This window comes from Paraburkholderia phytofirmans (assembly GCF_046028095.1).
Lineage (GTDB): Bacteria > Pseudomonadota > Gammaproteobacteria > Burkholderiales > Burkholderiaceae > Paraburkholderia > Paraburkholderia phytofirmans_A.
Map to the genome: position 1 here is coordinate 1 of NZ_JAQQDJ010000011.1, position 26,499 is coordinate 26,499.

Consider the following 26,499-nt stretch of genomic DNA (forward strand, 5'->3'; position numbering starts at 1 on the left):
CGGCCGGGGGGCCCCCCCAAACCGGCGGCCCCGCCGGCGCTTGTTCTTATGCGCTGCGCGGGTCGCTTTCGCGAGCGTGCTCGTGTGCTTGCCGGTCCGCCGGCGGGTGCGGCGCGCGCCGCCTCGGACTAGCCTGAAGAGGCCGTCGTCGTGGGCGGCGCCAGCCCGTACCAGCCGATACCAGTCGACACCGTCAGCATCCCGCGACACTTCGACTTCGCCCTGTGCGATCAGTCGATTCAGATGTGCAACGCACTCGCCCGACGCGAGCCGCAAGTGGAACGGCGACCCGCCAGGCACGCGCCTGAACAGCGCGCCGTGCAGATCGACGACGCGCGCCGGCCGGGACAGCGCGTCGCGCAGCCGTTGCAGGCCGCCGGCGTGCCCCGCCGCAAGTTGCGCGAGGCGTTGGTGCAGACCGCGAAACGGCAGACCGTGCGCGGGCAGCACCAGTGCGTGGTCGGGAATGCGCCGCGCGAGCTTGTCGAGCGATGCGAGCCAGCGGCCGAGCGGGTCGGCGCGCGGACTCGCCGGCGTCACCGAGACGTTCGACGAAATCGTCGGCAACACCTGGTCGCCGGAAATGAACAAGCCGAGTTCGGCGCACCACAGGCACGCGTGCTCCGGAGAGTGGCCGCTGCCGGTCACGATTTCCCAGAGGCGGCCACCGAGCGTGAGCCGGTCGCCATCGTGCAGGGCCGTGAAGTCCGGTGGCAGCGCGTCGACGTAGCGTTGCAGGTCGTTCGCCTGCGTGCGGTAGCGCTCGAGCGCATCGCGCGGCCAGCCCGCTGCGCGATAGAACGCGACGCCCGCATCGAGTCGCTCGCCGCGTTGCGTATCGGCGCAGGCCGCATATTCGGGCGGCGTCATCCACAGCGCGCAGCCGAACCGGCGCGCGAGCCAGCCGGCCATGCCGACGTGATCGGGATGCTGGTGGGTGACGACGATCCGGGTAACGGGCCGTCCTTCGAGGCCCGTTTCGAGCAGCGTTTCCCACACCGCGACGACTTCCGCCGTGAACAGCCCGCAGTCGACGATGGCCCAGCCGCCACCGTCGGCGATCGCCCACACGTTGATGTGCTGCAACTCGCCGAGCAACGGCAGCCTGATCCAGCGCACCCCCGGCGCAAGTTCGTGCGCGGCGCCCGGCGCCGGGCCGGTGCCGAACGGATAGACGAGCGGCGTGGCAGCGGCGCCGGGGGCCGCCGTCGGCGCGCCAGCGCGCCCGCCCGCGGGGTCGTCCACCTGCCGGTCTGCGGTCGCCGCCATCCGCTCAGTCCCGCCGCAGCACATGCGCATAGGCGACCGCGCCGAGGCCGACCATGTGCGCGAGACCGGTCTTCGCGTCGCGCTGCTGGCGTGCGCCGGCTTCGCCGCGCAGTTGCATCGCGATCTCGCCGATCTGGCCGACGCCGGTCGGCCCGAGCGGATGCCCCATCGCGATCAGGCCGCCCGACGGGCTCACCGCAAGCTCGCCGCCGATGTCGTACGCGCCGGCCTTGAGCCTCGCCGCCGCCTCGCCGGGGCCGCATACGCCGAGCGCCTCGAGGTATTGCAGTTCCTCGATCGCGAACGCGTCGTGCAGTTCGAGTACGTCGAGGTCGGCCGGGCACACCTGCGCCTGCCGCATCGCAAGCGCGCCGACCCGGCGTGTCAGTTCCGCGTCGAAATCGACGCCGGCCGGATAAACGATCTCGCTGATCGCGGCCGACGACGCGACGCGTATCGCGCGGGCCGCATCGAGCCCGTGCCGGCGAATGCCATCCTCGGAGGCGATCACGACCGCTGCCGCGCCCTCGCCGACCGGGCAGCACTGCAGCGTGGTCAGCTTGCCCGACACCGCGCGGCCGTTCAGCACGTCGTCGAGCGTGCGCACTTTCTGCCGGTGCGCGTTCGGATTCGCGGCGCCGTTGCGGTGGTTCTTGACCGCGACACGTGCGACCTCGTCGATGCCGATGCGATGGCGAGCCATGTAGGCATCGGTCAGCAGCGCGAAATGCGTGAACGGCGCGATTTCGTCGCGGGCGAGATCGGCGACGCCGGTCTGTGTCAGCGCGACGCGCGCCGGCCCGTTGCTCTTGTCGACGCCGACCACGAGGCCAAGGTCGGCGAGCCCGGCCGCCACCTCGATACAGGCGTGGCGGAACGCCGCCGAACCCGACGCCGACGCGTTCTCGACGTGCACGATCGACGCTTCGTTGCGCCCCAGGTGGCTGAGCATCGGCCGGCCGCTCGCCATACCGAGCCGGCCGGTGCCGACGTAACTGGTTTCCACGGCCGCCCACTCGGCGCGCGCGTCCTGCAGTGCCTGGCGCACGGCGGTGAGACCGAGCTGCACGTAGGGCGTGTCGGTCGGTTCCTGATAGCGATGCCAGCCTACGCCAACGACGTAGACGGGCCGAAGTTCTGCAAGTGTCTTGGCCATATGGAAAAGATGAATGCTGTTGATGGATCAGTGGATCAGTCGCGGGCAGCGGCAACCGCGAAGCGCAACGCGCGCACCTTGCGCCCGGTCGCATCCACGGTTTCTTCGAGCCGGGTGATGAGTTCCGTGCCGTGCTCGAGCGGTAGCGGCTGGTTCTCGGACAGCAGGCCGCGCACCACCGGACCGTCGTCCAGTGCCACTTCGACGACCGTAAATGGCACCGCCGGCACCGGCTGCGCGTGCAGATGCACGGTCGCGATCGCCCGCAGGCGGCCACGCCCGGTCAGCAGCACGTCCTGCAGCGCGTCGCCGCTGGAGCCGGACACCTGGCAGCCATAGCGCTGCGGCGGAAAACCGATATGGCCATCAGGGGAGCGTACGGCGCGCAGCGCGGGCGCATCGGGCAGCGCATCCGTACCGGTTTCCGAGTAAAGCGTCGGGTCGAGCAAAGGCAACATGGTTCGTATTCCTCTATGGTGTCGACGCGCAATGTCACATCGCGCGCGCGATGACTTCCTTCATGATTTCGCTGGTGCCGCCGTAGATGCGCTGGATGCGCGCATCGCCGTACATGCGCCCGACCATGGTCTCGTTCATGAAGCCGTAGCCGCCGAACAACTGCAGGCATTCGTCGACGACCCGCCCCTGCTGTTCGGAGCCCCACAGCTTCGCCATCGATGCGCTCGCCGTATCGAGCCGCCCCGCAACCAGGTCCTCGACGCAGCGGTCGATGAAGCAGCGGGTCGCCTTGATCGTCGTCGCGATCTCCGCGAGCTTGAAGCGCGTGTTCTGGAATTCCACGAGCGGCCGGCCAAACGCCTCGCGATAGCGCACGTACTCGAGCGCCGCTTCGTACGCGCCCTCCATCGCGGCCGCCGCCATCACGCCGATGATCAGCCGCTCGTACGGCAGGTCGGACATCATCTGGTAGAAGCCCTGCCCCGCGACGCCACCGAGCACGCGATCCGCGGGCACACGCACGTCGTCGAAGAACAGCTCGCAGGTGTCCTGCGCTTTCAGGCCGATCTTGTCGAGCAGCCGGCCGACCCGGAAGCCCGGGCAGTCGTCGGTCTCGACGATCAGGATCGACGTGCCGCCCGCCCCGGCGGCCGAATCGGTCTTCGCGGCCACGAGCACCACGCCGGCGAGGAAGCCGTTCGTGATGAACGTCTTCGCGCCGTTGAGCACGTAGTGGTCGCCGCGGCGCTCGGCGCGCGTGCGCAGCGCCTGCAGGTCGGAGCCGGCGCCCGGCTCGGTCATCGCCAGCGCCCCGACGATCTCGCCGCGCGCCATACGCGGCAGGAACGCGTGCTTCTGCGCTTCGGTGCCGTGATTCAGGAAGTAATGCGCAACGATCGAATGGATCGACGGGCACATGCCGGTCAGGCTGCGGCGCGCCATTTCCTCGTACAGCACGGCCTCGTGGCGGAAATCGCCGTCGGCGCCGCCGTACCGGCCCGGGATGTCGGTGCAGAGCAAACCCAGTTCGCCCGCGCGCCGCCAGATCTCCTTGCCGACGTGGCCGCGCTTGCGGGCCGCCTCGTCGTCGGGCTGCATCTCGGTCTCGACGAAACGCCGCACCGACCCGCGGTACAGTTCGAGATCGTCGTCCATCCACGACGGACGAAAGTCGATGGTCATCGTGTGTCTCCCTCCATGGCCAGCATGCGCCGGCGCGCCTCGTCGTATTCGCGTGCGGTCGCCGCCACAAGCTGCTTGACCGGCTGCACGGCGCGCACGCCGCCGACCGCGTGTCCGGCGCTCCAGATGTCCTTCCAGCGAGTCGGGCGCGCCGTGTCCTTTGCCTCGCCGAACAGCGTGCGCGCGCGCTCCGGCGTGATCGATTCGTCGAGCGTGCCGGCATCGAGCCCGGCCGCGGCGATCGATGGCCTCAGCATGCTCGCCGGCAAGCCGGTGATCGCGCGGGTCAGCATCACGTCGTCCGCGTCCGACGCGACGAGCATTGCCTTGTACGCGTCCGATGCCATGCTCTCGTCGGTCGCGATGAAGCGGGTGCCCATGTACGCGAGATCGCAGCCGAGCGCGCGTGCGGCGAACAGTGCTTCGCCGTCGCTGACGCCGCCGGCGAGCACCAGCGGGCCGTCGTGAAACGCGCGCACCGCGCGGGCGAAGGCCAGGCCGTTCAGCCAGCCGGTCTGGCCGCCCGCGCCGGCGGTGAGCAGGATCAGCCCGTCGGCGCCCGCCTCGAGCGCACGATGCGCGTGGCGGATCGACGCGACGTCGGCGAACACGAGGCAGCCGGCGTCGTGCAGCGCCGGGATCACCGGCGCGGGTGAGCCGACGCTGGTGATCACCATCTCCACGCGATGCCGGACGATCAGCGCCAGCTCGCGGCGCAACGTGTCCGGGTCGCGGTGCATGATCAGGTTCGGGCACCATGGCGCGGCACGGCCGGAGAAGTCGGCGAGCGCGGCGCCGATCCGCGTCAGCCACGCGTCGAGTTCGTCGAGGTTGCGCGCGTTGGCCGTCGGGAACGCACCGACCACGCCGGACCGGCACGCGGCAATCACCAGCTCGGGACCCGACACGCGCAGCATCGGCGCGGCGATCAGCGGCAGCCGCAGGCGGACGGCAATCCGGGCAGGCAGGCGGTTCATGATCAGCGCCCCTTCCACACCGGCTTGCGCTTCTCGAGGAACGCCTGCACGCCTTCCTTGCGGTCTTCCGATTCGAGCGCCCGGTTGGCGATCGGCATCTGCAGCGTCCATGCGTCGTCTTCGCGCCAGTCGGTCGACGCGCGCACGGCCTGCTTGGTCGCGGCGAGCGCGGTGGGCCCGTTCACGAGCATCCGCTCCGCGAGTTCGAGCGCGCCCGCGAGCGCTTCGCCCGGCTCGGTGACGCGGTTGACGAAGCCCCAGCGCTGCATCGTTTCCGCGGTCTGCAGGTCGCCGGTCAACAGGAATTCCATCGCGATGTTGTATGGAATGCGCTGCACAGTGCGGAACAGCCCGCCGCCGATCGCGAGCACGTTGTGCCGCACCTCGGGCAGCCCGAAGCGCGCGTCGCGCGCGGCCACGACGAGATCGCACGCCATGCAGAGTTCCATGCCGCCACCCACGGCGACGTCTTCGACCGCGGCGATCACCGGCTTCGACGGCGGACGGCGAAAGAAGCCGAAGCCGCCGCGCTCGGGCGTCGACGCCGACTCGCCGCGCGCGGCCGCGCGCAGGTCGGCGCCCGCCGAAAAGGTGCCGCCCGCACCGGTGACGATGCCGATGAACAGCGAATCATCGGCATCGAGCCGGTCGGCGGCTTCGTTCATCGCGCGCGCGGTGGCCGCGTCGCATGCGTTCTTCGCGTGCGGCCGGTTGATCGTCACGATCAGGATCGGGCCGCGCCGCTCGGTGATTACGAGAGGTTCGCTCATCGTCGCTCCTTACATCGAGAATGAGAAACCACCGTTGACCGGATAGGTCTGGCCGGTGATCCAGCTGCTCGCGCCGGAGGCGAGGAACAGCGCCATCGCGGCGACGTCGGTCGGCTGACCGACCCGGCGGATCACGTACGACGCCAGCACCTTCTTCATGAACTCCGTGTTGGTCAACGCGTCGGCGATCGCGGGCGTCTCGGTTGCCGAGATCGCGATGCTGTTGGCCGTGACCCCGAAGCGGCCGACACTGCGCGCGATGCCGCGCATCAGGCCCGCCGCACCGGCCTTCGCGGCCGAGTACGCTTCGAGTCCGTGGCCCTCGCCGCAGCGGCCCGCTTCCGAAATGATCGTGATCACGCGACCGTGCCTGCGCTCGATCATGTCGGGCAGCGCCAGACGGCTGCAATGCATGACGCCGTCGAGGTTCACGCCGATGAAACGCCGCCAGTCTTCCGGCTCGGTCTCCCAGAATGGCTTGGGGCCGTCGCGGCGATCGGGCTGCGCGCCAGCGTTGCCGGCGTTGTTGATGAGCACGTCGACGGCGCCGAGCGCGCCCCGTGTATCGTCGAACATGCGCGCGACGCTGGCGTAGTCGGTGACGTCGGCCTGCACCGCGACCGCCTTGCCGCCCGCCGCCTCGATCTCGTCCGCCACCTGCTGCGCGCGTTCGAGGAAATAGTCGTTGACCGCGACCGCCGCGCCGAACGCCGCGAGCGTCTGTGCGATGCCCCGGCCGACGCCTTGCCCCGCCCCCGTCACCAGCACGACCTGGCCGGTGAGATCGAATAAAGTCTGTTCCCTGTTCATACGCTTCGTTCCTGATTTTTCCAGAAGGGGTTGCGCAGTTCGCGCTTGAGCACCTTGCCGACCGTGCTGCGCGGCAGCTCCGCGACGAATTCGATGCTGCGCGGCCGCTTGTACGAGGCCAGCAATGGCTGGATGAACGCCTGCAGCGTTTTGGCATCGAGCGATGCGCCGGCCCGCAGTTCGACGAACGCCTTCACCGCTTCGCCGAATTCGTCGTCGGGCACGCCGATCACGGCGACGTCCTCGATCGCGGGATGGGTGATCATCGCGGCCTCGATTTCGGCCGGATAGATGTTGACGCCGCCCGAAATGATCATGTCCTTGATGCGGTCGCTCAGGTAGACGAAGCCTTCGTCGTCGATCCGGCCGGCATCGCCCACCGCGAAATAACCGTCGCTGTCGAGCACGTCCCGGCCAAGCTCCGGCCCGTTCAGGTAGCGGTCGATCACGACTGGCGACTTCACCCACACCGCGCCGATCTGGCCGGCCGGCAGCGGATGACCGGTCTCGTCCTTGATGAGGATGTGCACGTGGCGGTATGGCCGCCCGCTAGACCCCGGCTTGCGCTGCATGTCGGACGGCCGCAGATGCGAAATCATGCCGACTTCGGTTGCACCGTAGCCTTCGTGCAGCACGTGGCCGAAATGGGCGACGGTCCATTCGCGGACCGTGCTCGGCACCGGCGCAGCCCCCACCCGGATCGAGCGAATCGACGACACGTCGTAACGGGCGAGCGTGTCGGCCGGCAGCGATGCGATACGCTTGAGCATCGTCGGCACGACGGTCCAGTGATTGACCCTGTGGCGCTCGATCTCCGCCAGCGCCTGTTCGGGCTCGAAGCGGCGCATCATCACGATCGCGTTGCCGGCCCGCATGGAACTCCAGCACAGGCCCGGCCCCGCGCCGTGGTGCATCGGCATCGTAAGCAGCGTGACGGCGCCGGGACGCTGCGGATCGGCTTCCTCGACGCTCTCCACGTACTCGAACAACTCGGGCGTCACCTCGGCGTGGACCATCTCGACGCCTTTCGGCCGGCCGGTCGTGCCCGACGTGTAGATGATGAGCGGCGGCCGCGCGGCCGAGAACAGCGGCGACGGCGGGGCGACGTCGAGCAGGCGCGAAAACGGCACGATGCCGTGCGCCTGTGCCGCGCCGACCGAGATCACGGCCTTGAGCGGCAGGCCTTCGCTGGCCTCCTGGCAGGCGGCCGGATCGTCGTCGTCGAACACGAGAAAAGCGGCCTTGCTGTCCTCCAGCACGAAACGCGTTTCGTGCGACGTCAGCCTCCAGTTGAACGGCAGCACCGAGCAGCCGATCTTCGCGGCTGCGGCATGCAGAATCTGCCACTCGTGGCGAATCTGCGAACGGATCGCGATGATGTCGCCCGGCTGCGCACCAAGGCTGATTAGCGCGTGGGCCACGCGGTCCGCCATGTCGTTCCACGCGCGCCAGGTCAGCGTCGTATCGCCGTCGACGATCGCGATGTCGTCGGGGCGATCGGCGGCCCAGTGCTCGAGGGTGCCCGGCAGGCAAGACGTGGCGCCGGACGACGCCTGCGCAGTCTTGCTCGATGCCTCTGGTTGCACGGTCATGTGCATGTCTCCTGATTGGTTCGAAGCGAGTCTACCGCTGCACCCGTATCGCGCTCTTCGTCATTTCTGATGATTTTCTGCGGCGGTTCGAAGGCTCGGGCCCGGCATCTCGACGAAGTGTTTATGACGTTGTGCGGCGAGCTGGCGCGCGTAGGGTAAATGCCCGGAGCATTCGCAAGCGGCGCGGAAGTAACATCGCATCCTTCCCGTTCGCGAACCGGCGGCGTTGGCCTGGTGCACCGCACCTCGTGACAGGAATCATCGCAGTGCACGACCGGGGCAACGCGAGAGACGGCGCGCGCCGCATGGCCCGATAACGGGCCGCAGCGAGCCTGACGGTTGCAACAGGTTAGGCATCCCGCATTTCGGACGTTGTGAACGCCATGGCAGATCATCACTGGATTGCATCGAAACTGGCGGCGCCGCCGCCGATGTCGTCCGAGGTTCGCCGCACGAACCTCGACGATGCGCTGGCGCGCTGCCCGGACACGCGGACCGCATTTGTCCGCGCACCGGCCGGCTTCGGCAAGACGACATTGCTGGCGCAATTCTGCGCGCGTATGCGTGAGGCCGGCGTGGCGACCGCATGGTTTCGCGTCGACGAGGACGACAACGACCCGGCCCGCTTCTTCGCCTATCTCACGCGTGCATTCGCGCAGATCGACCGCGTCGAGCCGGAGCGGTCCCGGCATGGCCATTCCCCGTTCGATGTCCACGCGGCCGGCGCGGACCTGATTCGCGGCCTGATCGAGCGGATCGCGGCATGGCCTGGCCGCTTCGTGCTGTGCGTCGACGATTTCGAGAAGGTGCAATGCGCGGACGTGCTGGATCATTTCTCCCGGCTTGTCGAGCAACTGCCGGACAACGCACTGCTGGTCATCGGCTCGCGCATGCGGACGGTGGCTGGCCTCGCGCGTCTGCGCGCGAAGGGCTTGCTGTGCGAGCTGGGGCCGGACGAGATCCGCTTCTCGCCGCAGGAAACCACGGCGCTGCTGCGGGACCAGCGTGGCCTGGCGCTCGACGAAGCGCAAATCGGCGCGCTGCATCGACGCACGGAGGGCTGGCCCGCGGCGCTTCACCTGATCGCGCTGTCGCTGGCCGGGCGCACGGATGCCGCGCGCTTTGTCGCCGCGGTGGCGAATGCGCAAAGCGACATCGCGGATTACCTGACGGAAGACGTGCTCGCCCACCAGCCCGACGACGTCCAGCGCTTCCTGCGCGAGACGAGCGTCCTCGATCGCCTGAGCGCGCCGCTTTGCGACGCCGTCACGGGGCGCCAGGACAGCCGCGACCTGCTCGACCGTCTGCAGCGCGCGAACCTGTTCGTCGTGCCGCTTGACGGCGAATCGGGCTGGTACCGCTATCACGGTCTGTTTGCGTCCTTCCTGCGCGAACGGCTCGCGCCGCGCGATGCGCGGGACGCGCAGCGGCTGCATCGCGCGGCATCCGCCTGGTACGGGGCGCGCGACATGCACGTGCTGGCCGTCGACCATGCGCTGGCGGCCGGCGAACGCACGGCGGCGCTGACGCGCGTCGCCGCCTGCGCGGCGAGCCTGCTGCATGCGGGGCGGGTCGGGCTGCTGTGCCGCTGGCTCGACCGGTTCTGCGCGGATGAACTGCAGTCGTTCCCCGCGCTGCGCGTCGCGCATGCGTGGGCAATGATGTTCCTGCAGCGCTACGACGACGCGCTGGCGCTGCTGGATGCGCTCGACGCCGACCCGTCGAATGCGATGACCGGCGAGCAGCGGCTCGCCGCGACCACGTTGCGCGTGATGAACGTGATGCACTCCGACGATCTCGATTCGTACACGCGGCTGGTGCGCGATGTCGTCGTGCCCGACGAGCCGACGTTCGCGGGCGCATGGCTGAAATCGATCCAGGCCGGCGGAATGATCCTGCGCAACGAACTGCCGGACGCGCGGGCCGCGATCGACGAAGCGATCGTCCAGCATCGCGCGCTCGGCTGTCCGCTCGGCGAGGCCTATTCCGAGGGACTGCACGGCGCGATCGAACTGATCGAGGGCCGGCTGCGCGACGCCATTGGCCGGTATCGCTGTGCGTACGAGCATGCGTCGGACGACGACCGGCAGACGACCTTGCGCAAGGCCGCGCTCGGAATTCTGTACGCCGACACGCTGTATCTGGCCGGCCGGCTCGACGAAGCCGAGGCGTTGGTCGAGCGCTCCCTGCCGATCGCGCGCGAATCCGGGGTCGCCGATCTGCTGATCATCGGCCAGACTTTGCGGGTGCGCATTCACGCGCAACTGGGCCGCGGCGAACAGGCGCGCGACGCGCTGGCCGAATTCGAACGCCTCGGTCACGCTCGCGGACTGCCGAGACTCTCGGCGCATGCGTGGCTCGAACGCGCACGCCTTGCCCTGCTCGAAGGCAATCTCTCCGCCGCGCGCCACTATCAGGCGCAGGCCGCGCGACGCAACCACCACGGCGACGCCGGCGTGTTCACGGCGGACCTCGAACCCGTGGAAATCGCCGACCTGCGCTTGCGGATGAACGACCCGGACGATGCCGACGGCATCGCGCAGGCCGGCGCGCAACTCGCCTTGGCCCTGCGCGACGGCCGGCTGCGACGCGCGCTGAAGCTGCGCATCCTGCTCGCTATCGGTCATTGCGTGCGTGGCGATGTCAGGCTTGCCGCCGCGCCGCTGCAAGACGCACTGACCTTTGCATGCCGGGAAGGATTCGTTCAGCCGTTCGCCGAAGAGGGGCGACAGATGGCGGCGTTGCTTGACGCCTACCGTTGGACGACGGCCGGGTCGGCGTGGCTTGCGGCCAACCCCCACCCGGCGGCGTTCGTCGCGGGGGTCGAGTGTGCGTGCAACGCGCTGCCCGACGCCGCGCGCGAAACCGTTCCGGCCGGCACGATCGACGGGTTGACCGATCGCGAGCACGGCGTGCTGGTGCTCCTCGCGGAAGGGCTGGCGAATCGCGCCATCGGCGAACGGCTGTTCGTGTCGGAGACGACCGTCAAATTTCACCTGCGCAATATCAGCGCGAAGCTCGGCGCAAGCAACCGCACGCAGGCGATCGTCATCGCGCGCCGCTCGGGCCTGATCGTCTGACCTCCTTGACCTCAGCCCGATACGAAGGTAACCTTAGCAGGTAACCTTCACATTTGTCATGGCATGAGCAAGAGCGATTTACCGTCCGACACCGAATCCCTGCACGCCATGGCGGAAAACCTGCGCGTGCTGGTCGGCAAACTGCGCCGCCGCTTGCGTGAAGAATCGCATCTGGGCGATTTCACCCCTTCACAGGTGCAGGTCCTCGGCTTGCTGGAGCGCGAAGGTCCGGCAACGGTAACCGCGCTCGCGCGTGCTCACGGCATGCGTCCGCAATCCATGGGCGAGACGCTTTCGGTTCTGAAAGCCGCCGGGCTCGTCAGCGGCGCGCCCGATCCGAACGACGGACGGCAAACGGTCCTCTCTCTCACGCCCGCCTTTCGAAAGAAAATCAAGGCAAGCCGCGCGGCGCGCGAAGACTGGTTGTTCCGCACCATCCAGACGCGCTTCTCGGCGGCCGAGCAACGACAACTCGCGACCGGCGTCGACTTGCTCAAACGCCTCATCGACTCGTAACTCTCACGGAGCATCTCATGGCACTCACCACGCTCGACGCAAAAACCGCGCTGATCGTCATCGATTTGCAGCAAGGCATTGTCGCGCTGCCCACCGCGCATCCCACCGGCGAAGTCGTCAAGCGCTCGGCTGTCGTCGCCGACGCGTTTCGCCGCCACGGCCTGCCCGTGGTGCTCGTCAACGTGACCGGCGGCGCGCCGGGCCGCGCGGAACAGGCGCGCCCCGCCGGCGACTTCCCCGCCGGCTTCGCGGACCTCGTGCCCGAGATCAACGCGCAGCCGTCGGATCATCGGGTCACCAAGCGCACCTGGGGCGCGTTCACAAACACGGATCTCGAAGCCTATCTGCGCGAGCAAGGCGTCACGCAAGTGGTGCTGCTGGGCGTGGCGACCAGCATCGGTGTCGAATCCACCGCGCGCTACGCCAACGAACTCGGCTTTAACGTCACGCTGGTTGTCGACGCCATGACCGACCTCAATGCGGACGCTCACACCAACAGCATCACGCGCATCTTCCCGCGTCTCGGCGAGACCGGCACGACGCAGGAACTCCTCGAGTTGCTCGAGCGTTCCCGCGCATGATGCCTGGTTCGACCATGCAGCGAAGCCCGCGCGCCGGGCTAACCCCGCACAGGGAAACAGTCCGGTGACAGGCACTTTCCGTTCGCTGCGCAATTTCAATTACCGGGTCTGGGCGAGCGGCGCGATCGTCTCCAACATCGGCACGTGGATGCAGCGCACGGCGCAAGACTGGCTCGTCCTCACGGAACTCACGCGTCATAACGCGACCTCCGTGGGGATCGTCATGTCGCTGCAGTTCGGCCCGCAATTGCTGCTGTTGCCGCTCACCGGTTATGCGGCCGATCACTTCGACCGCCGCAAGCTGCTGTTCGCCACCCAGGCGGCCATGGGCACTTGCGCACTGGGCCTCGGCATTCTCACCGTCACCGGGCTCGTGCAGTTGTGGCACGTCTATGTATTCGCGGGGCTGCTCGGCTGCGTCACCGCGTTCGACTCGCCGGTGCGCCAAACCTTCGTGTCCGATCTGGTCGGCGAAGAGGATCTGTCGAACGCTGTCGGCCTGAATTCCACTTCGTTCAACATGGCGCGCATGGTCGGGCCCGCGGTTGCCGGCTTGCTGATCGCCTCGGTCGGCACCGGTTGGGTGTTTCTCATCAACGCGCTGTCTTTCGTCGCCGTGCTCGGGTCGCTGCGCATGCTGCGGGTAAACGAACTGCATCCGAGACCGCACGCGGCGCGCTCGCGCGGCAGTTTCGTGGAAGGCTTCAAGTATGTCTGGAAGCGTCCCGATCTGGTGACCGCGTTGTTGATGCTGTTCCTGATCGGCACCTTCGGCCTGAACTTCCCGATCTTCATTTCGACGATGTCGGTCACGGCGTTTCATGCGGGCGCCAGCGAATACGGCGTGCTGAGCTCGACCATGGCGATCGGCTCCGTGACCGGCGCGCTGCTTGCCGCGCGCCGTGCGAAACCGCGCATGGTGCTGCTGCTCAGCGCGGCGGCCATGTTCGGGGTGGGCTGTACGCTGGCTTCGCTGATGCCGAGCACCCTGTTGTTCGGCCTGACGCTCATCGCGATCGGTGTCTCGACGCAGACCTTCTCGACGTCCACCAACAGTCTCGTGCAAGTCACCACCGAGCCTGCCATGCGCGGCCGGGTGATCGCGATTCTGCTGGCAATTTTGATGGGCGGTACGCCGCTCGGCGCGCCGGTCGTCGGCTGGGTCGCGGACCGTTTCGGCCCGCGCTGGGCGCTCGGGGTAGGCGCGGCTTCGGGATTCGCGGCGGCGATTGTCGGCTTGCTCTATTTCGTGAAGTACCGCCAGTTGCGCGTGTATCTCGAAGCGGGGCGTCTGCGGTATAGCGTCGACGATCCGCGGCAGGCGCCTGCTTATGTCAGCCCCGCGGTCGCCGTGCAAAACGCTGTGTTGAGCGAAGCGGAAGAGGATTCGTCCGCGGGCGTTTAAGTGGCCGTTGCCGCGAGCAGATGCGAAAAAGCCGCGCCTGACAATTCAGGCGCGGCTTTTTCATTACAACGATCCAGCCGAATGAATTACTTCGCCACCGGCATCGTAAATTCAGCACCCTTGGCGATGCTATCCGGCCAGCGCTGCATGATGCTCTTGTAGCGCGTATAGAAGCGCACACCCTCTTCGCCATAAGCATGATGATCGCCGAACAGCGAACGCTTCCAGCCGCCGAACGAATGCCACGCCATCGGCACCGGAATCGGCACGTTGATGCCGACCATGCCCACCTGAATCTGCCGGCCGAACGCGCGCGCCACACCGCCGTCCGAGGTGAACAGCGACACGCCGTTGCCGAACTCGTGCGCGTTGATCAGATCCACGGCGCTCGCGAAATCGGGCACCCGCACCACCGCCAGCACCGGGCCGAAGATCTCTTCCTTGTAGATCTTCATTTCCGTGCCGACATGGTCGAACAGCGTGCCGCCGACAAAGAAGCCGTCTTCACTCGCCACCGGATGCGCGCGGCCATCGACGATCAGTTTCGCGCCTTCCGCCTCGCCCGAGGCGATATAACCCGTCACCTTGGCTTTATGTTCAGCGGTAACCAACGGGCCCATTTCGGCGTCGAGATGTTCGCCGTTCTTAATCACCAGCGATTTGACGCGCGGCACCAGCTTTTCGATCAGCTTGTCGGCCACGTTGCCGACCGCCACCGCAACCGAAATCGCCATGCAGCGCTCGCCCGCCGAACCATAGGCCGCGCCGATCAGCGCGTCGACGGCTTGATCCAGATCGGCATCGGGCATCACCACCAGATGATTCTTCGCACCGCCGAGCGCCTGCACACGCTTGCCGCGCTTCGACGCTTCCGTGTGAATGTATTCGGCGATCGGCGTCGAGCCGACGAACGACAGCGCCGCGACGTCCGGGTGATCGATCAGCGCATCGACGGCCACCTTGTCGCCGTTGACCACGTTGAATACGCCGTCCGGCAGACCGGCTTCCTTCAGCAATTCGGCGAGACGCAGCGACGCCGACGGGTCACGTTCCGACGGCTTCAGCACGAACGTGTTGCCGCAGGCGAGCGCGACCGGGAACATCCACATCGGCACCATGACCGGGAAGTTGAACGGCGTGATGCCCGCGACCACGCCCAGCGCCTGCCGCAGATTCCAGTTGTCGATCCCACCGCCGATCTGATCGGTGAAATCGGTCTTCAGCAGGTTCGGAATGCCGCACGCGAACTCGACCACTTCGATGCCGCGCACCACTTCGCCTTGCGCGTCCGTGAACACCTTGCCGTGTTCGCGCGTAATCAGCATCGCCAGTTCGTCGTGATGCTGGTTCAGCAACTCCTTGAACTTGAACAGAATGCGGGCGCGCTTGATCGGCGCGGTTTCGCTCCAGGCGGGAAAGGCGGCCTTGGCGGCCTGCACCGCCGCGTCCACTTCCTCGACCGACGCCAGCGCGACGGAAGCGCTCACCTTGCCGGTGGCGGGATTGAACACGTCCTTGAAGCGGCCGCTTGCCGGCGCGGCCGGCGCGCCGCCGATGTAGTGGCCCAACTGCTGCACCGACAGCTTCGCTTGTTCATTCACTGCATTCATGTCTTTACCTCGTGTTCGGGATAAACCGCGGCGCGTCGGCACCGGGCCATAGGCAAAAAATCAGGCTACGTCGCCCAGCGCCAGAGCGGCGATCCGCTCGTCGGCAGGCTCCATCGAGACCCGCCAACTGTATCGACCGCGCCGGTCATATTCCCGATACAGCCAATTAAAACCGCGCCTCACTGTATTGTTTTTTGCGTGGCAACTGTATTGGAACGTGAGCCTCGCTCAGGCGTCAACGCACGTACCGGCGTGGCTCGGTCAAAAGCCGCCCACGCCGCGCGTCACCAACGCATACGGGCCGCTCGTCAACTGTTCCCGGAGAAATTCGATGCACACCTGGATCTTCGCCGACGACGACAGACGCTCCGCGGTCACCGCCCACACATCGGCGGACTGCATGTAATCAGGCAGCACGCGCACCAGTTCACCGGCGCGCAGGCTCTCGGCCACGTCCCAGATCGACACCATCACCACGCCGTAACCGTCTCTCGCCCACTGCACGACGATATCGCTGAGATTGGACGCGACGGTGCCCGTCACCTTCACGCTCTTTTCGCCGTCCGGACCGCTCAGACGCCAGACGCCGAAGCGGTCGTCGCGTCCGCGAAACAGCAGGCAATCGTGCTGGGCCAGCTCGGCCAGTTCGAGCGGCATGCCGCGCCGCTCCAGATACTCCGGCGACGCGCAGAGTATCCGCGCGCTCTCCACCATCTTGTGCGCGATCAGGTGCGGCTCATGCACTTCGCCCACGCGAACGTCGATATCGAAGTTCTCGCCGACCAGGTCGGCGCGCCGGTCCAGCAATTCCAGCCAGATCTCGAGATTCGGATGACGCTGCCGCAGCAAGGCCAGAATCGGCGACACGTGCTTGCGTCCGAGCCTCAGGCTCGTGCTGATGCGCAGCAAGCCGCGCAATTCGGTGCGGCGATCGGCGAACGCATCGGCCATGCCCTGCACGTCGTCGAGTATTTTTTGCGCCCACTGCAAAGCGGCTTCGCCGTCGCTCGTCACGCTGACCCGGCGCGTGGTGCGCTGAAACAGCTTCACGCCGAGACTCACTTCCAGCATGGCGATGCGCTTGCTGACATGCGAGGGCGACAAACCCATCTCCGTCGATGCCGCCACGAAGCTGCCCCGGCGCGCAATATTGCAGAACAATTGCAGATCGCGCAGGAACGACTCATTGCTGGCTGTGAGCGCATTCTGATTTTCCATCTGGCCGCATTGTGTCCGTGCAGAAGCACATTACCCTAGACTTAACGAACCGATCGGGCAAGGGATGTTGGCCGGATGAAATACTAGGTACAACCAGGTACTCGTTAACCCTGTACTTTTCAGAAGACCGCTTCGCTGCACAGCAGCATCCTGGCGCGTAGGAAGCAGGCCGCGCGGTCGGGGCCAGGTAAGTCCTGGCTTGCATAGTTTTGCTTTCAGTACGCCAATGAACCAGCCGTAGAAGCTGATCAAAAAACATTTCTGTTCTGGAGACACCATGGAAACGAATACATCGGCAGGCAGCCATGAACGCCGCTCGCAGGCTCGCAAAGCAACCGCCAGCGGCTGGATCGGCTCGGCACTCGAGTACTACGACTTCTTTATCTACGCCCAGGCGGCGGCCCTGATCTTTCCACAGTTGTTCTTTCCGTCGGGCAATCCGAAGATCGCCATCGTGGCTTCGCTCGCCACCTACGGCGTGGGTTACGTCGCGCGGCCGATCGGCGCGGTGGTGCTCGGGCACTGGGGGGACACTCACGGCCGCAAGAACGTACTGCTCGTCTGCATGTTCCTGATGGGCTTCTCGACGATGGCAGTCGCCTTTCTGCCGACCTATCACAGCGTCGGGCTGCTCGCGCCCGCCCTGCTGGTGGTGCTGCGTCTGATTCAAGGCTTCGCCGTGGCCGGTGAAATCTCGGGCGCGAGTTCGATGATTCTCGAACACGCACCATTCGGGCGGCGCGGTTACTACGCCAGTTTCACCCTGCAAGGCGTGCAGGCGGGCCAGATTCTCGCCGCCGCCGTGTTCCTGCCGCTCGCCTACTTCATGGAAGAGAGCTCGTTCAATTCGTGGGGCTGGCGCATCCCGTTCCTGCTGAGCGCCGTGGTGCTGATCGCGGGTTACTACATTCGCCGCGAAGTCCATGAAACACCCGCGTTCGCCAAAGAAGACGCGAGCGGCAACGTGCCCAAGTCGCCGATTGTCGAAGCTTTCCGCTACAACTGGCCCGATATGGTGCGCGTGATTCTCTGCTCGTTGATGAACGTGATCCCGGTCGTCGCCACCATTTTCGGCGCGGCCTATGCGGTGCAGGCGTCGTACGGCATCGGTTTTTCCAAGAGCGTCTATTTGTGGATTCCGGTGATCGGCAACATCGTCGCCGTGCTGGTGATTCCCTATGTGGGTAATCTGTCTGACCGGATCGGCCGGCGCCTGCCCATCGTCGTCGGCGCGCTCGGCGCGGGTCTGCTGTCGTTCGGCTATCTGTACGCGATCAGCATCCGCAACGTGCCGCTCGCCATGGTGATGTCGATCCTCATGTGGGGCATCATCTATCAAGGCTATAACGCGATCTTCCCGAGCTTCTATCCGGAGCTGTTCCCGACCCGCTCACGCGTCTCCGCCATGGCTATCGGCCAGAACATCGGCACGACGATCACCGCCCTGCTGCCCGCGCTGTTCGCCTATGTCGCGCCGCCCGGATCGACCAATGTGCCGCTCATCATCGGCACGATCACGTTCGCCATCACCATCGTTGCCGCCGTGACCGCATGGACCGCCCGCGAGAACTACCGCGTGAAGTTGAGCGATCTGGGCGAACCCAATGCGGTGCCGATCGATAAGGACAGCTACGACCGGATGCGGGCCGAGACCATGGCAGAAACCAAAAAAGCCCTTGCGTAAGCCATTTCGATCGAACTTCAAAGGAATCGATCCATGACCAGGATCCGGATCGCCGTGGCCGGCGCGGGCTATATCGGCCGCGCTCACATGGCTGTCGCGCAGCAGAGCGGCACATGCACGCTGTCGGCGATCGTGGACCCGTCGCCGGCGGCACAGGCGCTCGCTGCGCAGGCCGGCGTGCCGCTTTACCGGACGCTCGAAGAACTGCTCGAACGCGATCGCCCAGACGGCGTGATCCTGGCCACGCCGAACCAGTTGCATGTGGAGCACGCGCTGACCTGTCTCGCGGCCGGCGTGCCCACGCTGCTCGAAAAGCCGATCGCGCCCACGGTCGGTGAAGCCGAAACGCTGGTCGGCCAGGTCGAACGCCGCGGCGTGCCGTTGCTGATCGGGCATCATCGCGCGCACAGTCCGATCATGGCCCGTGCGAAGCAGCTGATCGACGAAGGCCGGCTCGGCAAACTGGTCGCGGTGATGGGCAGCGCGGTCTTCTTCAAACCGGACGAGTACTACGCCGACGCCCCCTGGCGGCGCGAGCCGGGCGGCGGTCCGATCCTGCTGAACATGATTCACGAGGTGCACAACCTGCGCATGCTGTGCGGCGATATCGTGGCCGTGCAGGCGTTTTCGTCGCACGCCACACGCGGCTTTCCGGTCGAAGACACGGTGGCGATCAACCTGCGCTTTTCGAGCGGCGCGCTCGGCAGCTTCATGTTGTCCGACACGGCCGCGAGTGCGCGCAGCTGGGAACAGACCTCGCAGGAAAACAAGGCTTATCCGACGTATCCAGATGAAGACTGTTACGTCATTGCGGGCACCTTTGGCTCGCTCGCCGTGCCCACCATGCGGCTGAAGACCTATGGCAAGGCCGAGGATCGTTCGTGGTGGAAGCCGTTTCAGGTCGGCGTCGCCGAGATGACTCGCGACGATCCGCTCAAGCTTCAGCTCGAACATTTCGTGCGCGTGATCCGCAGAGAAGTTGAACCGCTCGTGAGCGCCCGCGACGGCCTGCACAATCTGCGCATTACCGAGGCGATCGTCGAAGCGGCCAATACCGGTGCCGTGGTCGACACGACGTCCGCGGCCGCGGCGGCGCACTGATATCGCAGCGCCTTTACTGACTCCAATCCTCCAGGGACACCCCATGAAAACGTTCGTGATGCTTCACGGCATCAACCACAATATGTTCGGCAAGCGCGATCCCGCGCAATACGGCACCGTGACGCTGGCCGAAATCGACAGCAGCCTGCAGGCATTGGGCAAGGAACTGGGGGTGCAGGTGGAGAGCTTTCAGACCAACAGCGAAGCCGCCATGTGCGAGCGCATCCACCAGGCTTTCACTGACAACGCGGACGGCGTCATGATCAACGCCGGCGCGTGGACGCATTACAGCTACGGTATTCGCGATGCGCTGGCGATCCTGACGGTGCCGGTGGTCGAAATCCACATGTCGAACATCCACGCGCGCGAGGCATTCCGGCATGTGTCCGTGTTCGCGGAAATCGTCAAAGGACAGATTTGCGGCTTTGGTGTGGACAGTTATTTGCTGGGGTTGCGGGCGGCTGTGTCGGCGGCGGCCGCTTAAACGACGGCGAATTTGCGTCGCCGCGTTCGGGGTTATTTACCGTCGCGCGGCGAATGCGCCATCAGCGCCATGCGTCGGTCAATTCATTGGCCAGCACCATCTTCTCGCGGATCACTTCGACAAAGGCGGCATCCGCGGCCCCCTGTGCCTTGAGGAATTTGAGCGCGGCGGAATGCACGGCACGCATCGCCCTTCCGTCGATGCCGCTCATGCGCGCCGCACCGCGCCGCGTCTCATCCACCAGATCGCGTGCGCTGCCAAAGGCGGGCGACAAACCGCTCTGCGTTTCGAAGCCGGCGCGCAAACCCGCCGCATAGTCGCGCGATGTTCCAAGCCGGTCCATGTCGATCAGCAGATCGACGCCCCCCGCCATGCGCAACGCACACAGAATCCACAAAGCGACGAACGCCCGATATGCGTTATTGCCTTCCGCCGTGCGCGCATACTGCTCGCAAGCCATTGCATAAGCGTTATCCGAAGTGGGCGCGGACGGCGGCAAGCTCACGCCGCAAATTTCGATGGCCTGCCTGACTAGCGGGTCCGCCTGATTCAGCCCCAGCACCCGAAACGGCGCGGCCACGAAAAATGGGTTGCTCCATTGCCGGCTGAGCAGCCACCCCGAAGCGAACTGCGACGCGGGATTTCGCAGCACACCCACATGCATGGCCTGCGGAAAAGCCTGTTTCAGCCACGGCAGCCGGCCGGACGAACGGCAAAACTTGAAGACCGGTACGCTGCCTTGTTCGGTGGTGCGCTCGCACAGATTGCGCAAATAGGCCTGCATGGCGGGAAATTCCGCATCCGGTATGCTGGCGAAGCGATCGAGACTGAAACCCCGGCGGTAACCGTCCACACCGAGAGCGCCGTCGCGCAAAAACGGGCGATATTCGTCGAAATACGGCGCGTCGAGCGGCGGATGTCCTGATGTCAGCGTGGGGCGCGACGCGGACACATCGGCAAGGCTCAGATCCGCGAGCACGTTGCTGAGCGGTTCATAAAAGGCGGTCACGGTATCGAGTTCGCGCAGTCGCGACCAGACCCACGTTCCGGCACTACGCCAGCCTGTATGCAGAAACACCGCCTGTTTCAAGGTCAAGGCGCTGTTCTGCGCGGCATCGTTTGACGGACCATTCGATGGCCCATTGGACAACGGCATGTGGACTTCTCTTCAAATGAAAGCAACAGGTAATCGGCGCAAACGCATACTTTAGCGGCTCGCGCCGTCGCCTGCATGAAGGCAGGCATCACTTTACCTTGCGAGCCGCACCGCATTCGCGGGCGCGCGTGCCAGACTGAACTGGAACCGCGAGTCCAAACACTTTAAGCTGCCAGACTTCCGAACTCAAACGCCGCTCATATGAACGATTCGGCCGATATCCGTTTCCTGTTGACGCTGCGCGAAAGCGGCAGTCTGGTCGCCGCGTCGCGCAAGCTGGGCTTGTCACCCTCGGCGGTCACGCAGCGTCTTCAGCAATTGGAAAAGAAGCTGGGCGCGCAACTGGTGAACCGCACGGCACGCCGCCTGCAATTCACCGAAGAAGGCACGCTGCTGTGCGAACGGGGCGCCGACCTCGTCCAGCAGTTCGACGCGCTGTTCGAAGACCTGCAGATGCGCCGCGGCGGACTCGTCGGCACGCTGAAGATCAATGCGCCGCTGGGGTTCGGGCGGCGGCATCTCGCGCCCGCGATTGCCGATTTCCAGCAGCGGAACCCGGACATCGACGTCGCGCTTACGCTATCCGACAAGCCGCTGACCGAGACAATGGATCGCTTCGATATCGTCGTGCATATCGGCGAGTTGCCGGTGTCGAATCTGATCGGCTACACGATTGCACCGAATGCGCGCTTCGTCTGCGCGGCGCCCGCGCTGATCAAGCGAATCGGCACGCCGGATTCTCCGGATGAATTGAGCAAGCTCCCCTGCATCGTGCTGCGCGAGAACAACGAAGATGTCTCGCTGTGGCAGTTCAGCAAGGGCCGCACGCGCCGCAGCGTGCGCGTGTCCGCCCATTTGAGCTGCAACGACGGCGATGTGATCCGCCAGTGGGCATGCGAAGGACGCGGCGTGATCCTGCGCTCCGAATGGGACGTGGCCGACGATATCGCGAGGGGCAAGCTCGTGCGTCTGCTGCCCGGATGGAAAGCGCCGGATGCCGACGTCATGGCGCTTACGCACCAACGCGCGGGCCTGCCGGCGCGCACCCGCCATTTCATGCAGTATCTGCAAGGCAGGTTCAGGCCGCAGCCGCCCTGGCGGCGATGAATGTTCAAAACCCGCGTGTGCGCGGTCGCAAAACGAATCATTCGATCTGGCTGAATCTATGAGTTAGCCTATCTGAACGCCGCGCCGCCGATGCAACTTTATAATCAGCTCACCGTTCGCCGCCGCTCAAATCAATCATGACTCTTGCCTCCGCGCCCGCCGCCTATCCCAAAGCGGTCCTGTTCGATCTCCTGACTGCCCTGCTCGACTCGTGGACCTCATGGAATCGCGCGGCCGGTTCCGAACAGGCGGGCCGGACATGGCGCGCCGCCTATCTGCGGCTGACCTACGGCTGCGGCTCGTACATTGCATATGAGCAACTGGTGCGCGAAGCCGCCGCACAAGTCGGCCTGCCCGAATCCGCCGCGCTCGCGCTTGAAGCGGACTGGCTGACGCTCACGCCGTGGAGCGGCGCCCTCGACGCGTTGCAAACGCTCGCGCCGCATTGCAAGCTGGCGGTCGTCACCAACTGCTCCGCGCGGCTCGGCGAACAGGCGGCTCATCTTTTGCCGGTCCGCTGGGACGCCATCGTCACCGCCGAAGAAGCGGGCATGTACAAACCGGACCCTCTGCCCTACCGCCTCGCGCTCGAAAAGCTCGGCGTGCAAGCTCACGAAGCGGCGTTCGTGGCCGGCTCCAGCTACGACATGTTCGGCACCGCCGCCGTCGGCTTGCGGACGTATTGGCACAACCGCGTCGGCCTGCCGCTCGTGGACGGCGCGCAGGCGCCCGAGCTCGAGTCACCGACGCTCGACAAGCTCGTCCCGTGGCTCGCTCGCTTCGGCGCGAACCAGCATGACCACGCGTAACCCCAATTCCCGGTGAAAGCATGAAACTCGACCAGATTGAAACGCCAGCCGCGTTGATCGACATCGCACGGATGCAAAGAAACATCGCGCGAATGCAAGGGCGTATGAACACGCTCGGCGTCGCGTTTCGTCCGCACGTGAAGACCACCAAATGCATCGACGTCGTCCGTGCGCAGATCGCCGCCGGCGCGCGCGGCATTACGGTGTCCACATTGAAGGAAGCCGAGGCGTTCTTCGCCGCCGGCGTCGACGACATTCTTTACGCCGTCAGCATGGCTCCGTCGAAGCTGCCGAGAGCGCTCGCGCTGCGCCGCCAGGGCTGCAATCTGAAGCTCGTGGTAGACAATCCGACCGCCGCTTCGGCCATCGCCGCATTCGCCGATCAGCACGGCGAAACCTTCGAGGTGTGGATCGAAGTGGATACGGACGGGCACCGCTCAGGCATCACACCGGAACAGGACACACTGCTCGAAGTCGGCCGGATTCTGCATGAGAACGGCGTCAAGGTGGGCGGCGTGATGACCCATGCCGGTTCAAGCTACGAGCTCGACACGCCCGAAGCACTCGCGGCGCTCGCTGAGCAGGAACGCGCCGGCTGCGTGCGCGCCGCGCAACGGCTGCGCGAAGCCGGCATTGCCTGCCCGGCGGTCAGCGTCGGCTCGACGCCCACTGCCCTCGCTGCCACGCAGTTAGAGGGCGTCACGGAAGTGCGCGCGGGTGTGTATGTGCTGTTCGACCTCGTCATGCACAACGTCGGCGTGTGCGCACTCGACGACATCGCGCTCAGCGTGCTCGCCACCGTGATCGGTCATCAGGCGGACAAGGGCTGGGCGATTCTCGACGCTGGCTGGATGGCGATGAGCCGGGATCGCGGCACCTCGAAGCAGTCGCACGATTTCGCCTATGGCCAGCCGTGCCTGTTGAACGGCACGCCGCTGCCCGGCTACGTGGTCAGCGGCGCCAACCAGGAACACGGCGTTCTCTCGCCGACCGCGAACGACGCGGACGCCCACGACGATGTCACGCAGCGCTTCCCGATCGGCATGAAACTGCGCATTCTGCCGAATCACGCATGCGCTACCGGCGCGCAGTTTCCCGAGTATCACGCGGTGGCGCCGGACGGCAACAGCGTGGAGTGGCGGCGCTTTCACGGTTGGTGAAGCGGGGGCGCCAGCGCATGACATTTCTGTTGCGCAGCGCCGGCGGTGCGATCAAGCGCTACGGCGACGACCTCTCGCACAAGGAAATCGCACGACGCATGACGACTTCACTCGCCACCGTGCGCCACTGTCCGCGTTGCGCGTACAAGAAGCGGCGCATGCACGTCGACGTTAGAGAACACCGCGGCACCGGCTCGCGCCGCTAAGCTGCTACCTCACTCCTCCTCTTCCTCCAGACCCGCCAGCAGATCGTCCACCGCGCGATACACGCGCTCGACGATCTCCGGTCCGACCTTGCGCTCCAACTCGCGGTAATGCGCTTCGAGATCCTTCGAAATCACGCGCACCAATTCCGCGCTCGTGTCCGTGAGCGACACCAGCACGCGCCGCTGGTCTTCGGCGAAACGCTCCTTGGTCACCAGCTCCATGCTCTCCATGCGCGCGAGCACGCCGGCCATGCTCGGGCTCGAAATCGTGCAGATATCGGAGATGTGGCGCGGTTCCATCGGGCCGTGCTCATTGAGCGCGCGAATCACGCGCCACTGCTGTTCGGTCAAGCCATGCGCGGTAATCAGCGGGCGAAACCGCTCCATCATTTTTTCTCTGGCGCGCAGCAACAGCATGGGCAGGTTGCGGTGCAAAACTCGGGTCGAGGCGGAAGCGGACATGTTGGAAGATGATTTAAAAGCAGCCGTCGAAGCTTAAGGGAAAACCCGCGATCAGCCGACAGGCTATTGACCATGGATGATATCAAGCGCAATACTACTAACATGTTAGTGTTTTTGCCGAGAGACAGCTGATTTATGTTTGCACTTGCCGATCATCTGCTGCATCCCGAGGGCGAGGCGCTGCCGCGCGACGTGGATGCGCGCACCGCGGCCGCGCTGCTCGCGCGCGGCACGGCCTGCCGCGCGCCGGTTCGCGGCGCTGTCTATGGAACCTTGCTGAACGACCGCGCCGCGCTCGCGGCGCTGGGCGATGCGGTGCACGCCGTGCCGTATAAAGCGCCGCCGCAAGCTCCCGTGCTCTATTTGAAGCCGCGCAATACGCTCGCCGGGCACCGCGCGCGGGTCGTCGTGCCGGACGATGCGTTGGGCGTCGAAGTCGGCGCGTCGCTCGGCATCGTGATTGGCCGCACTGCAACACGGGTCAGCGTGGCACGGGCGTTCGACTATATCGCCGGCTACACGCTGGTCGCCGACCTCAGCGTGCCGCATGCGAGCGTGTACCGGCCGTCGGTGCGATTCCGTGCGCGCGACGGTTTCTGCGTCGTCGGGCCTGCCGTGGTTGCGTCGCATCATGTTGCAGCGCCGGACAACCTCCCGATCCGGGTTCAGCTCGGCTCACGGGACGCATTCACTGCGAGCACCGCGTCGTCGGTACGCAACGTTGCGCAATTGCTCGCGGACGTGACCGATTTCATGACGCTCAGCGCGGGCGACGTCATTACGCTCGGCGTGCCGCATGGTTCGCCTGTCGCGCATATCGGCGACACGGCCACGCTGTCGATCGGCGCCATGCCGCCGCTCACGGTGTCGTTCGTCGGCGCCGAAGAACAACAAGGGGAACAGCCATGATGCGCGGCCGCGTTGCGTATGCAGGCGCGATTCATGAAGCCTATCCCGACGCCAATGGCGTGCGTCTCGCCGATGGCCGCGTACGTCGCGAGGATGAAGTGGTGTGGCTTGCGCCCATCGAAGTCGGCACGATCTTCGCGCTCGGCCTGAACTACGCCGAGCATGCGAAGGAATTGCAGTTCAACAAGCAGGAAGAGCCGCTCGTGTTTCTCAAGGGACCGGGCACGGTGGTCGGCCATCGCGGCGTGACGCGCCGCCCCGCCGACGTCACCTTCATGCACTACGAGTGCGAGCTGGCGGTGGTGATCGGGCAAACCGCGAAGAACGTGAAGCGCGACAACGCCATGCAGCATGTAGCGGGCTACATGATCGCCAACGACTACGCGATCCGCGACTACCTGGAAAACTATTACCGCCCCAACCTGCGCGTGAAGAATCGCGACGGCGGCACGGTGCTCGGCCCGTGGTTCGTCGACGCCGCCGATGTCGAAGACGTGACGCAACTCGAATTGCGCACGTTCGTGAACGGCACACGTCAGCAACACGGCAACACGCGCGATCTCGTCACCGACATCCCGGCGCTGATCGAATACCTGAGCAGCTTCATGACCCTCGCACCCGGCGACGTGATCCTGACCGGCACGCCGGAAGGCATCGTCAACGTCAATGCGGGCGACGAAGTGGTCTGCGAAATCGACGGTTTGGGCCGTCTCGCCAATACGATTGCATCCGACGCGGATTTCAACCGCGCCTGATCGGGGGGCGATGCATGGGACAGCAAACAAAGGACACAACA

At 65.8% G+C, this 26,499-nt stretch carries 25 protein-coding genes; 13 read left to right on the forward strand and 12 right to left on the reverse strand.

The genetic code is table 11. The features are described 5' to 3' along the window. The 8 genes from PQR54_RS27080 to PQR54_RS27115 form a co-directional block, all read right to left on the reverse strand. The coding region (locus PQR54_RS27080) for an MBL fold metallo-hydrolase (protein ID WP_408251054.1) at positions 1–1,269 on the reverse strand (1,269 nt) is incomplete at its 3' end. A gap of 4 nt (positions 1,270–1,273) precedes the next feature. Then, a complete protein-coding gene (locus PQR54_RS27085) occupies positions 1,274–2,425 on the reverse strand; it encodes a thiolase family protein (RefSeq protein ID WP_408251056.1) in 1,152 nt (383 codons plus the stop codon). A gap of 35 nt (positions 2,426–2,460) precedes the next feature. Further along, the gene (locus PQR54_RS27090) at positions 2,461–2,883 is read right to left on the reverse strand and encodes a PhlB family protein (RefSeq protein WP_408251058.1); all 423 of its coding nucleotides are present in this window, start codon (positions 2,881–2,883) and stop codon (positions 2,461–2,463) included. A gap of 34 nt (positions 2,884–2,917) precedes the next feature. Continuing rightward, entirely contained in the window at positions 2,918–4,066 is a 1,149-nt protein-coding gene (locus PQR54_RS27095; protein ID WP_408251060.1) for an acyl-CoA dehydrogenase family protein, read from the reverse strand. Beyond that, a complete protein-coding gene (locus tag PQR54_RS27100) occupies positions 4,063–5,043 on the reverse strand; it encodes an NAD(P)H-dependent flavin oxidoreductase (protein WP_408251062.1) in 981 nt (326 codons plus the stop codon). Before PQR54_RS27100 ends, PQR54_RS27095 begins: the two co-directional genes overlap by 4 nt. Before the next feature lie 2 nt (positions 5,044–5,045). Further along, entirely contained in the window at positions 5,046–5,813 is a 768-nt protein-coding gene (locus tag PQR54_RS27105; protein ID WP_408251064.1) for a crotonase/enoyl-CoA hydratase family protein, read from the reverse strand. 9 nt (positions 5,814–5,822) lie between these two features. Next, entirely contained in the window at positions 5,823–6,623 is an 801-nt protein-coding gene (locus PQR54_RS27110; RefSeq protein ID WP_408251066.1) for an SDR family NAD(P)-dependent oxidoreductase, read from the reverse strand. Further along, positions 6,620–8,215 (reverse strand): class I adenylate-forming enzyme family protein, encoded by a 1,596-nt coding sequence (locus PQR54_RS27115; RefSeq protein WP_408251068.1) that lies wholly within the window; start codon positions 8,213–8,215, stop codon positions 6,620–6,622. The genes PQR54_RS27110 and PQR54_RS27115 overlap by 4 nt, the downstream gene beginning before the upstream one ends. Positions 8,216–8,598: 383 nt before the next feature. Here PQR54_RS27115 and PQR54_RS27120 point away from each other — a divergent pair, with 383 nt between their 5' ends. From PQR54_RS27120 to PQR54_RS27135, 4 genes are all read left to right on the forward strand, one after another. Then, a complete protein-coding gene (locus PQR54_RS27120) occupies positions 8,599–11,295 on the forward strand; it encodes a winged helix-turn-helix domain-containing protein (protein WP_408251070.1) in 2,697 nt (898 codons plus the stop codon). A 63-nt stretch (positions 11,296–11,358) separates the two neighbouring features. Continuing rightward, complete coding sequence (locus PQR54_RS27125) at positions 11,359–11,811, forward strand: MarR family winged helix-turn-helix transcriptional regulator (RefSeq protein ID WP_408251072.1); 453 nt, start codon at positions 11,359–11,361, stop codon at positions 11,809–11,811. Between the two features lie 17 nt (positions 11,812–11,828). Next, positions 11,829–12,392, forward strand: coding sequence for an isochorismatase family protein (locus tag PQR54_RS27130; RefSeq protein ID WP_408251074.1), 564 nt, complete (start codon positions 11,829–11,831; stop codon positions 12,390–12,392). Positions 12,393–12,456: 64 nt separating this feature from the next. Continuing rightward, complete coding sequence (locus PQR54_RS27135) at positions 12,457–13,797, forward strand: MFS transporter (protein WP_408251076.1); 1,341 nt, start codon at positions 12,457–12,459, stop codon at positions 13,795–13,797. Between the two features lie 86 nt (positions 13,798–13,883). On the opposite strand, the gene PQR54_RS27140 is transcribed toward PQR54_RS27135, so the two are convergent. Beyond that, on the reverse strand, positions 13,884–15,407 hold the full coding sequence (locus PQR54_RS27140; RefSeq protein ID WP_408251078.1) for a CoA-acylating methylmalonate-semialdehyde dehydrogenase: 1,524 nt from the start codon (positions 15,405–15,407) through the stop codon (positions 13,884–13,886). A gap of 261 nt (positions 15,408–15,668) precedes the next feature. Continuing rightward, entirely contained in the window at positions 15,669–16,625 is a 957-nt protein-coding gene (locus PQR54_RS27145) for a LysR family transcriptional regulator (protein ID WP_408251080.1), read from the reverse strand. A 277-nt stretch (positions 16,626–16,902) separates the two neighbouring features. On the opposite strand from PQR54_RS27145, the gene PQR54_RS27150 reads away from it, so the two are divergent. Genes PQR54_RS27150 through aroQ form a run of 3 tightly spaced genes read left to right on the forward strand, consistent with a single transcriptional unit; the run spans position 16,903 to position 19,894 of the window. Then, a complete protein-coding gene (locus tag PQR54_RS27150; RefSeq protein WP_408251082.1) occupies positions 16,903–18,309 on the forward strand; it encodes an MFS transporter in 1,407 nt (468 codons plus the stop codon). A gap of 33 nt (positions 18,310–18,342) precedes the next feature. Next, complete coding sequence (locus tag PQR54_RS27155; RefSeq protein WP_408251084.1) at positions 18,343–19,410, forward strand: Gfo/Idh/MocA family protein; 1,068 nt, start codon at positions 18,343–18,345, stop codon at positions 19,408–19,410. Positions 19,411–19,453: 43 nt separating this feature from the next. Beyond that, positions 19,454–19,894 carry a type II 3-dehydroquinate dehydratase gene (aroQ, locus tag PQR54_RS27160; protein WP_012427663.1) on the forward strand — a complete coding sequence of 147 codons (441 nt, stop codon included), beginning with the start codon at positions 19,454–19,456 and terminating at the stop codon, positions 19,892–19,894. A 61-nt stretch (positions 19,895–19,955) separates the two neighbouring features. Here the strand turns inward: aroQ and PQR54_RS27165 are convergent, their stop codons facing one another. Continuing rightward, a complete protein-coding gene (locus PQR54_RS27165) occupies positions 19,956–21,050 on the reverse strand; it encodes a hypothetical protein (RefSeq protein ID WP_408251086.1) in 1,095 nt (364 codons plus the stop codon). A 201-nt stretch (positions 21,051–21,251) separates the two neighbouring features. Here PQR54_RS27165 and PQR54_RS27170 point away from each other — a divergent pair, with 201 nt between their 5' ends. The 4 genes from PQR54_RS27170 (at position 21,252) to PQR54_RS27185 (ending at position 24,332) form a co-directional block, all read left to right on the forward strand. Beyond that, a complete protein-coding gene (locus PQR54_RS27170; protein WP_408251088.1) occupies positions 21,252–22,157 on the forward strand; it encodes a LysR family transcriptional regulator in 906 nt (301 codons plus the stop codon). Positions 22,158–22,294: 137 nt separating this feature from the next. After that, entirely contained in the window at positions 22,295–22,966 is a 672-nt protein-coding gene (locus tag PQR54_RS27175; RefSeq protein WP_408251090.1) for an HAD family hydrolase, read from the forward strand. 20 nt (positions 22,967–22,986) lie between these two features. After that, positions 22,987–24,126, forward strand: coding sequence for a DSD1 family PLP-dependent enzyme (locus PQR54_RS27180; protein WP_408251093.1), 1,140 nt, complete (start codon positions 22,987–22,989; stop codon positions 24,124–24,126). Positions 24,127–24,143: 17 nt separating this feature from the next. Continuing rightward, positions 24,144–24,332 carry a hypothetical protein gene (locus tag PQR54_RS27185; protein WP_408251095.1) on the forward strand — a complete coding sequence of 63 codons (189 nt, stop codon included), beginning with the start codon at positions 24,144–24,146 and terminating at the stop codon, positions 24,330–24,332. 9 nt (positions 24,333–24,341) lie between these two features. On the opposite strand, the gene hpaR is transcribed toward PQR54_RS27185, so the two are convergent. Continuing rightward, a complete protein-coding gene (gene hpaR / locus PQR54_RS27190) occupies positions 24,342–24,749 on the reverse strand; it encodes a homoprotocatechuate degradation operon regulator HpaR (protein ID WP_041759232.1) in 408 nt (135 codons plus the stop codon). A gap of 180 nt (positions 24,750–24,929) precedes the next feature. Between hpaR and PQR54_RS27195 the strand changes: the two genes are divergently transcribed. After that, positions 24,930–25,703: a fumarylacetoacetate hydrolase family protein gene (locus tag PQR54_RS27195; protein ID WP_408251097.1), complete on the forward strand. Its 774-nt coding sequence runs from the start codon at positions 24,930–24,932 to the stop codon at positions 25,701–25,703. Further along, positions 25,700–26,458 carry a fumarylacetoacetate hydrolase family protein gene (locus tag PQR54_RS27200; protein WP_408251099.1) on the forward strand — a complete coding sequence of 253 codons (759 nt, stop codon included), beginning with the start codon at positions 25,700–25,702 and terminating at the stop codon, positions 26,456–26,458. The genes PQR54_RS27195 and PQR54_RS27200 overlap by 4 nt, the downstream gene beginning before the upstream one ends. Positions 26,459–26,499: the final 41 nt, after the last annotated feature.

Coding starts and splice junctions, on each gene's coding strand:
- PQR54_RS27085 (WP_408251056.1), bottom strand. CDS start 2,425: ATGGCCAAGACACTTGCAGAACTTCGGCCCGTCTACGTCGTTGGCGTA.
- PQR54_RS27090 (WP_408251058.1), bottom strand. CDS start 2,883: ATGTTGCCTTTGCTCGACCCGACGCTTTACTCGGAAACCGGTACGGAT.
- PQR54_RS27095 (WP_408251060.1), bottom strand. CDS start 4,066: ATGACCATCGACTTTCGTCCGTCGTGGATGGACGACGATCTCGAACTG.
- PQR54_RS27100 (WP_408251062.1), bottom strand. CDS start 5,043: ATGAACCGCCTGCCTGCCCGGATTGCCGTCCGCCTGCGGCTGCCGCTG.
- PQR54_RS27105 (WP_408251064.1), bottom strand. CDS start 5,813: ATGAGCGAACCTCTCGTAATCACCGAGCGGCGCGGCCCGATCCTGATC.
- PQR54_RS27110 (WP_408251066.1), bottom strand. CDS start 6,623: ATGAACAGGGAACAGACTTTATTCGATCTCACCGGCCAGGTCGTGCTG.
- PQR54_RS27115 (WP_408251068.1), bottom strand. CDS start 8,215: ATGACCGTGCAACCAGAGGCATCGAGCAAGACTGCGCAGGCGTCGTCC.
- PQR54_RS27120 (WP_408251070.1), top strand. CDS start 8,599: ATGGCAGATCATCACTGGATTGCATCGAAACTGGCGGCGCCGCCGCCG.
- PQR54_RS27125 (WP_408251072.1), top strand. CDS start 11,359: ATGAGCAAGAGCGATTTACCGTCCGACACCGAATCCCTGCACGCCATG.
- PQR54_RS27130 (WP_408251074.1), top strand. CDS start 11,829: ATGGCACTCACCACGCTCGACGCAAAAACCGCGCTGATCGTCATCGAT.
- PQR54_RS27140 (WP_408251078.1), bottom strand. CDS start 15,407: ATGAATGCAGTGAATGAACAAGCGAAGCTGTCGGTGCAGCAGTTGGGC.
- PQR54_RS27145 (WP_408251080.1), bottom strand. CDS start 16,625: ATGGAAAATCAGAATGCGCTCACAGCCAGCAATGAGTCGTTCCTGCGC.
- PQR54_RS27150 (WP_408251082.1), top strand. CDS start 16,903: ATGGAAACGAATACATCGGCAGGCAGCCATGAACGCCGCTCGCAGGCT.
- PQR54_RS27155 (WP_408251084.1), top strand. CDS start 18,343: ATGACCAGGATCCGGATCGCCGTGGCCGGCGCGGGCTATATCGGCCGC.
- aroQ (WP_012427663.1), top strand. CDS start 19,454: ATGAAAACGTTCGTGATGCTTCACGGCATCAACCACAATATGTTCGGC.
- PQR54_RS27165 (WP_408251086.1), bottom strand. CDS start 21,050: ATGCCGTTGTCCAATGGGCCATCGAATGGTCCGTCAAACGATGCCGCG.
- PQR54_RS27170 (WP_408251088.1), top strand. CDS start 21,252: ATGAACGATTCGGCCGATATCCGTTTCCTGTTGACGCTGCGCGAAAGC.
- PQR54_RS27175 (WP_408251090.1), top strand. CDS start 22,295: ATGACTCTTGCCTCCGCGCCCGCCGCCTATCCCAAAGCGGTCCTGTTC.
- PQR54_RS27180 (WP_408251093.1), top strand. CDS start 22,987: ATGAAACTCGACCAGATTGAAACGCCAGCCGCGTTGATCGACATCGCA.
- PQR54_RS27185 (WP_408251095.1), top strand. CDS start 24,144: ATGACATTTCTGTTGCGCAGCGCCGGCGGTGCGATCAAGCGCTACGGC.
- hpaR (WP_041759232.1), bottom strand. CDS start 24,749: ATGCTGTTGCTGCGCGCCAGAGAAAAAATGATGGAGCGGTTTCGCCCG.
- PQR54_RS27195 (WP_408251097.1), top strand. CDS start 24,930: ATGTTTGCACTTGCCGATCATCTGCTGCATCCCGAGGGCGAGGCGCTG.
- PQR54_RS27200 (WP_408251099.1), top strand. CDS start 25,700: ATGATGCGCGGCCGCGTTGCGTATGCAGGCGCGATTCATGAAGCCTAT.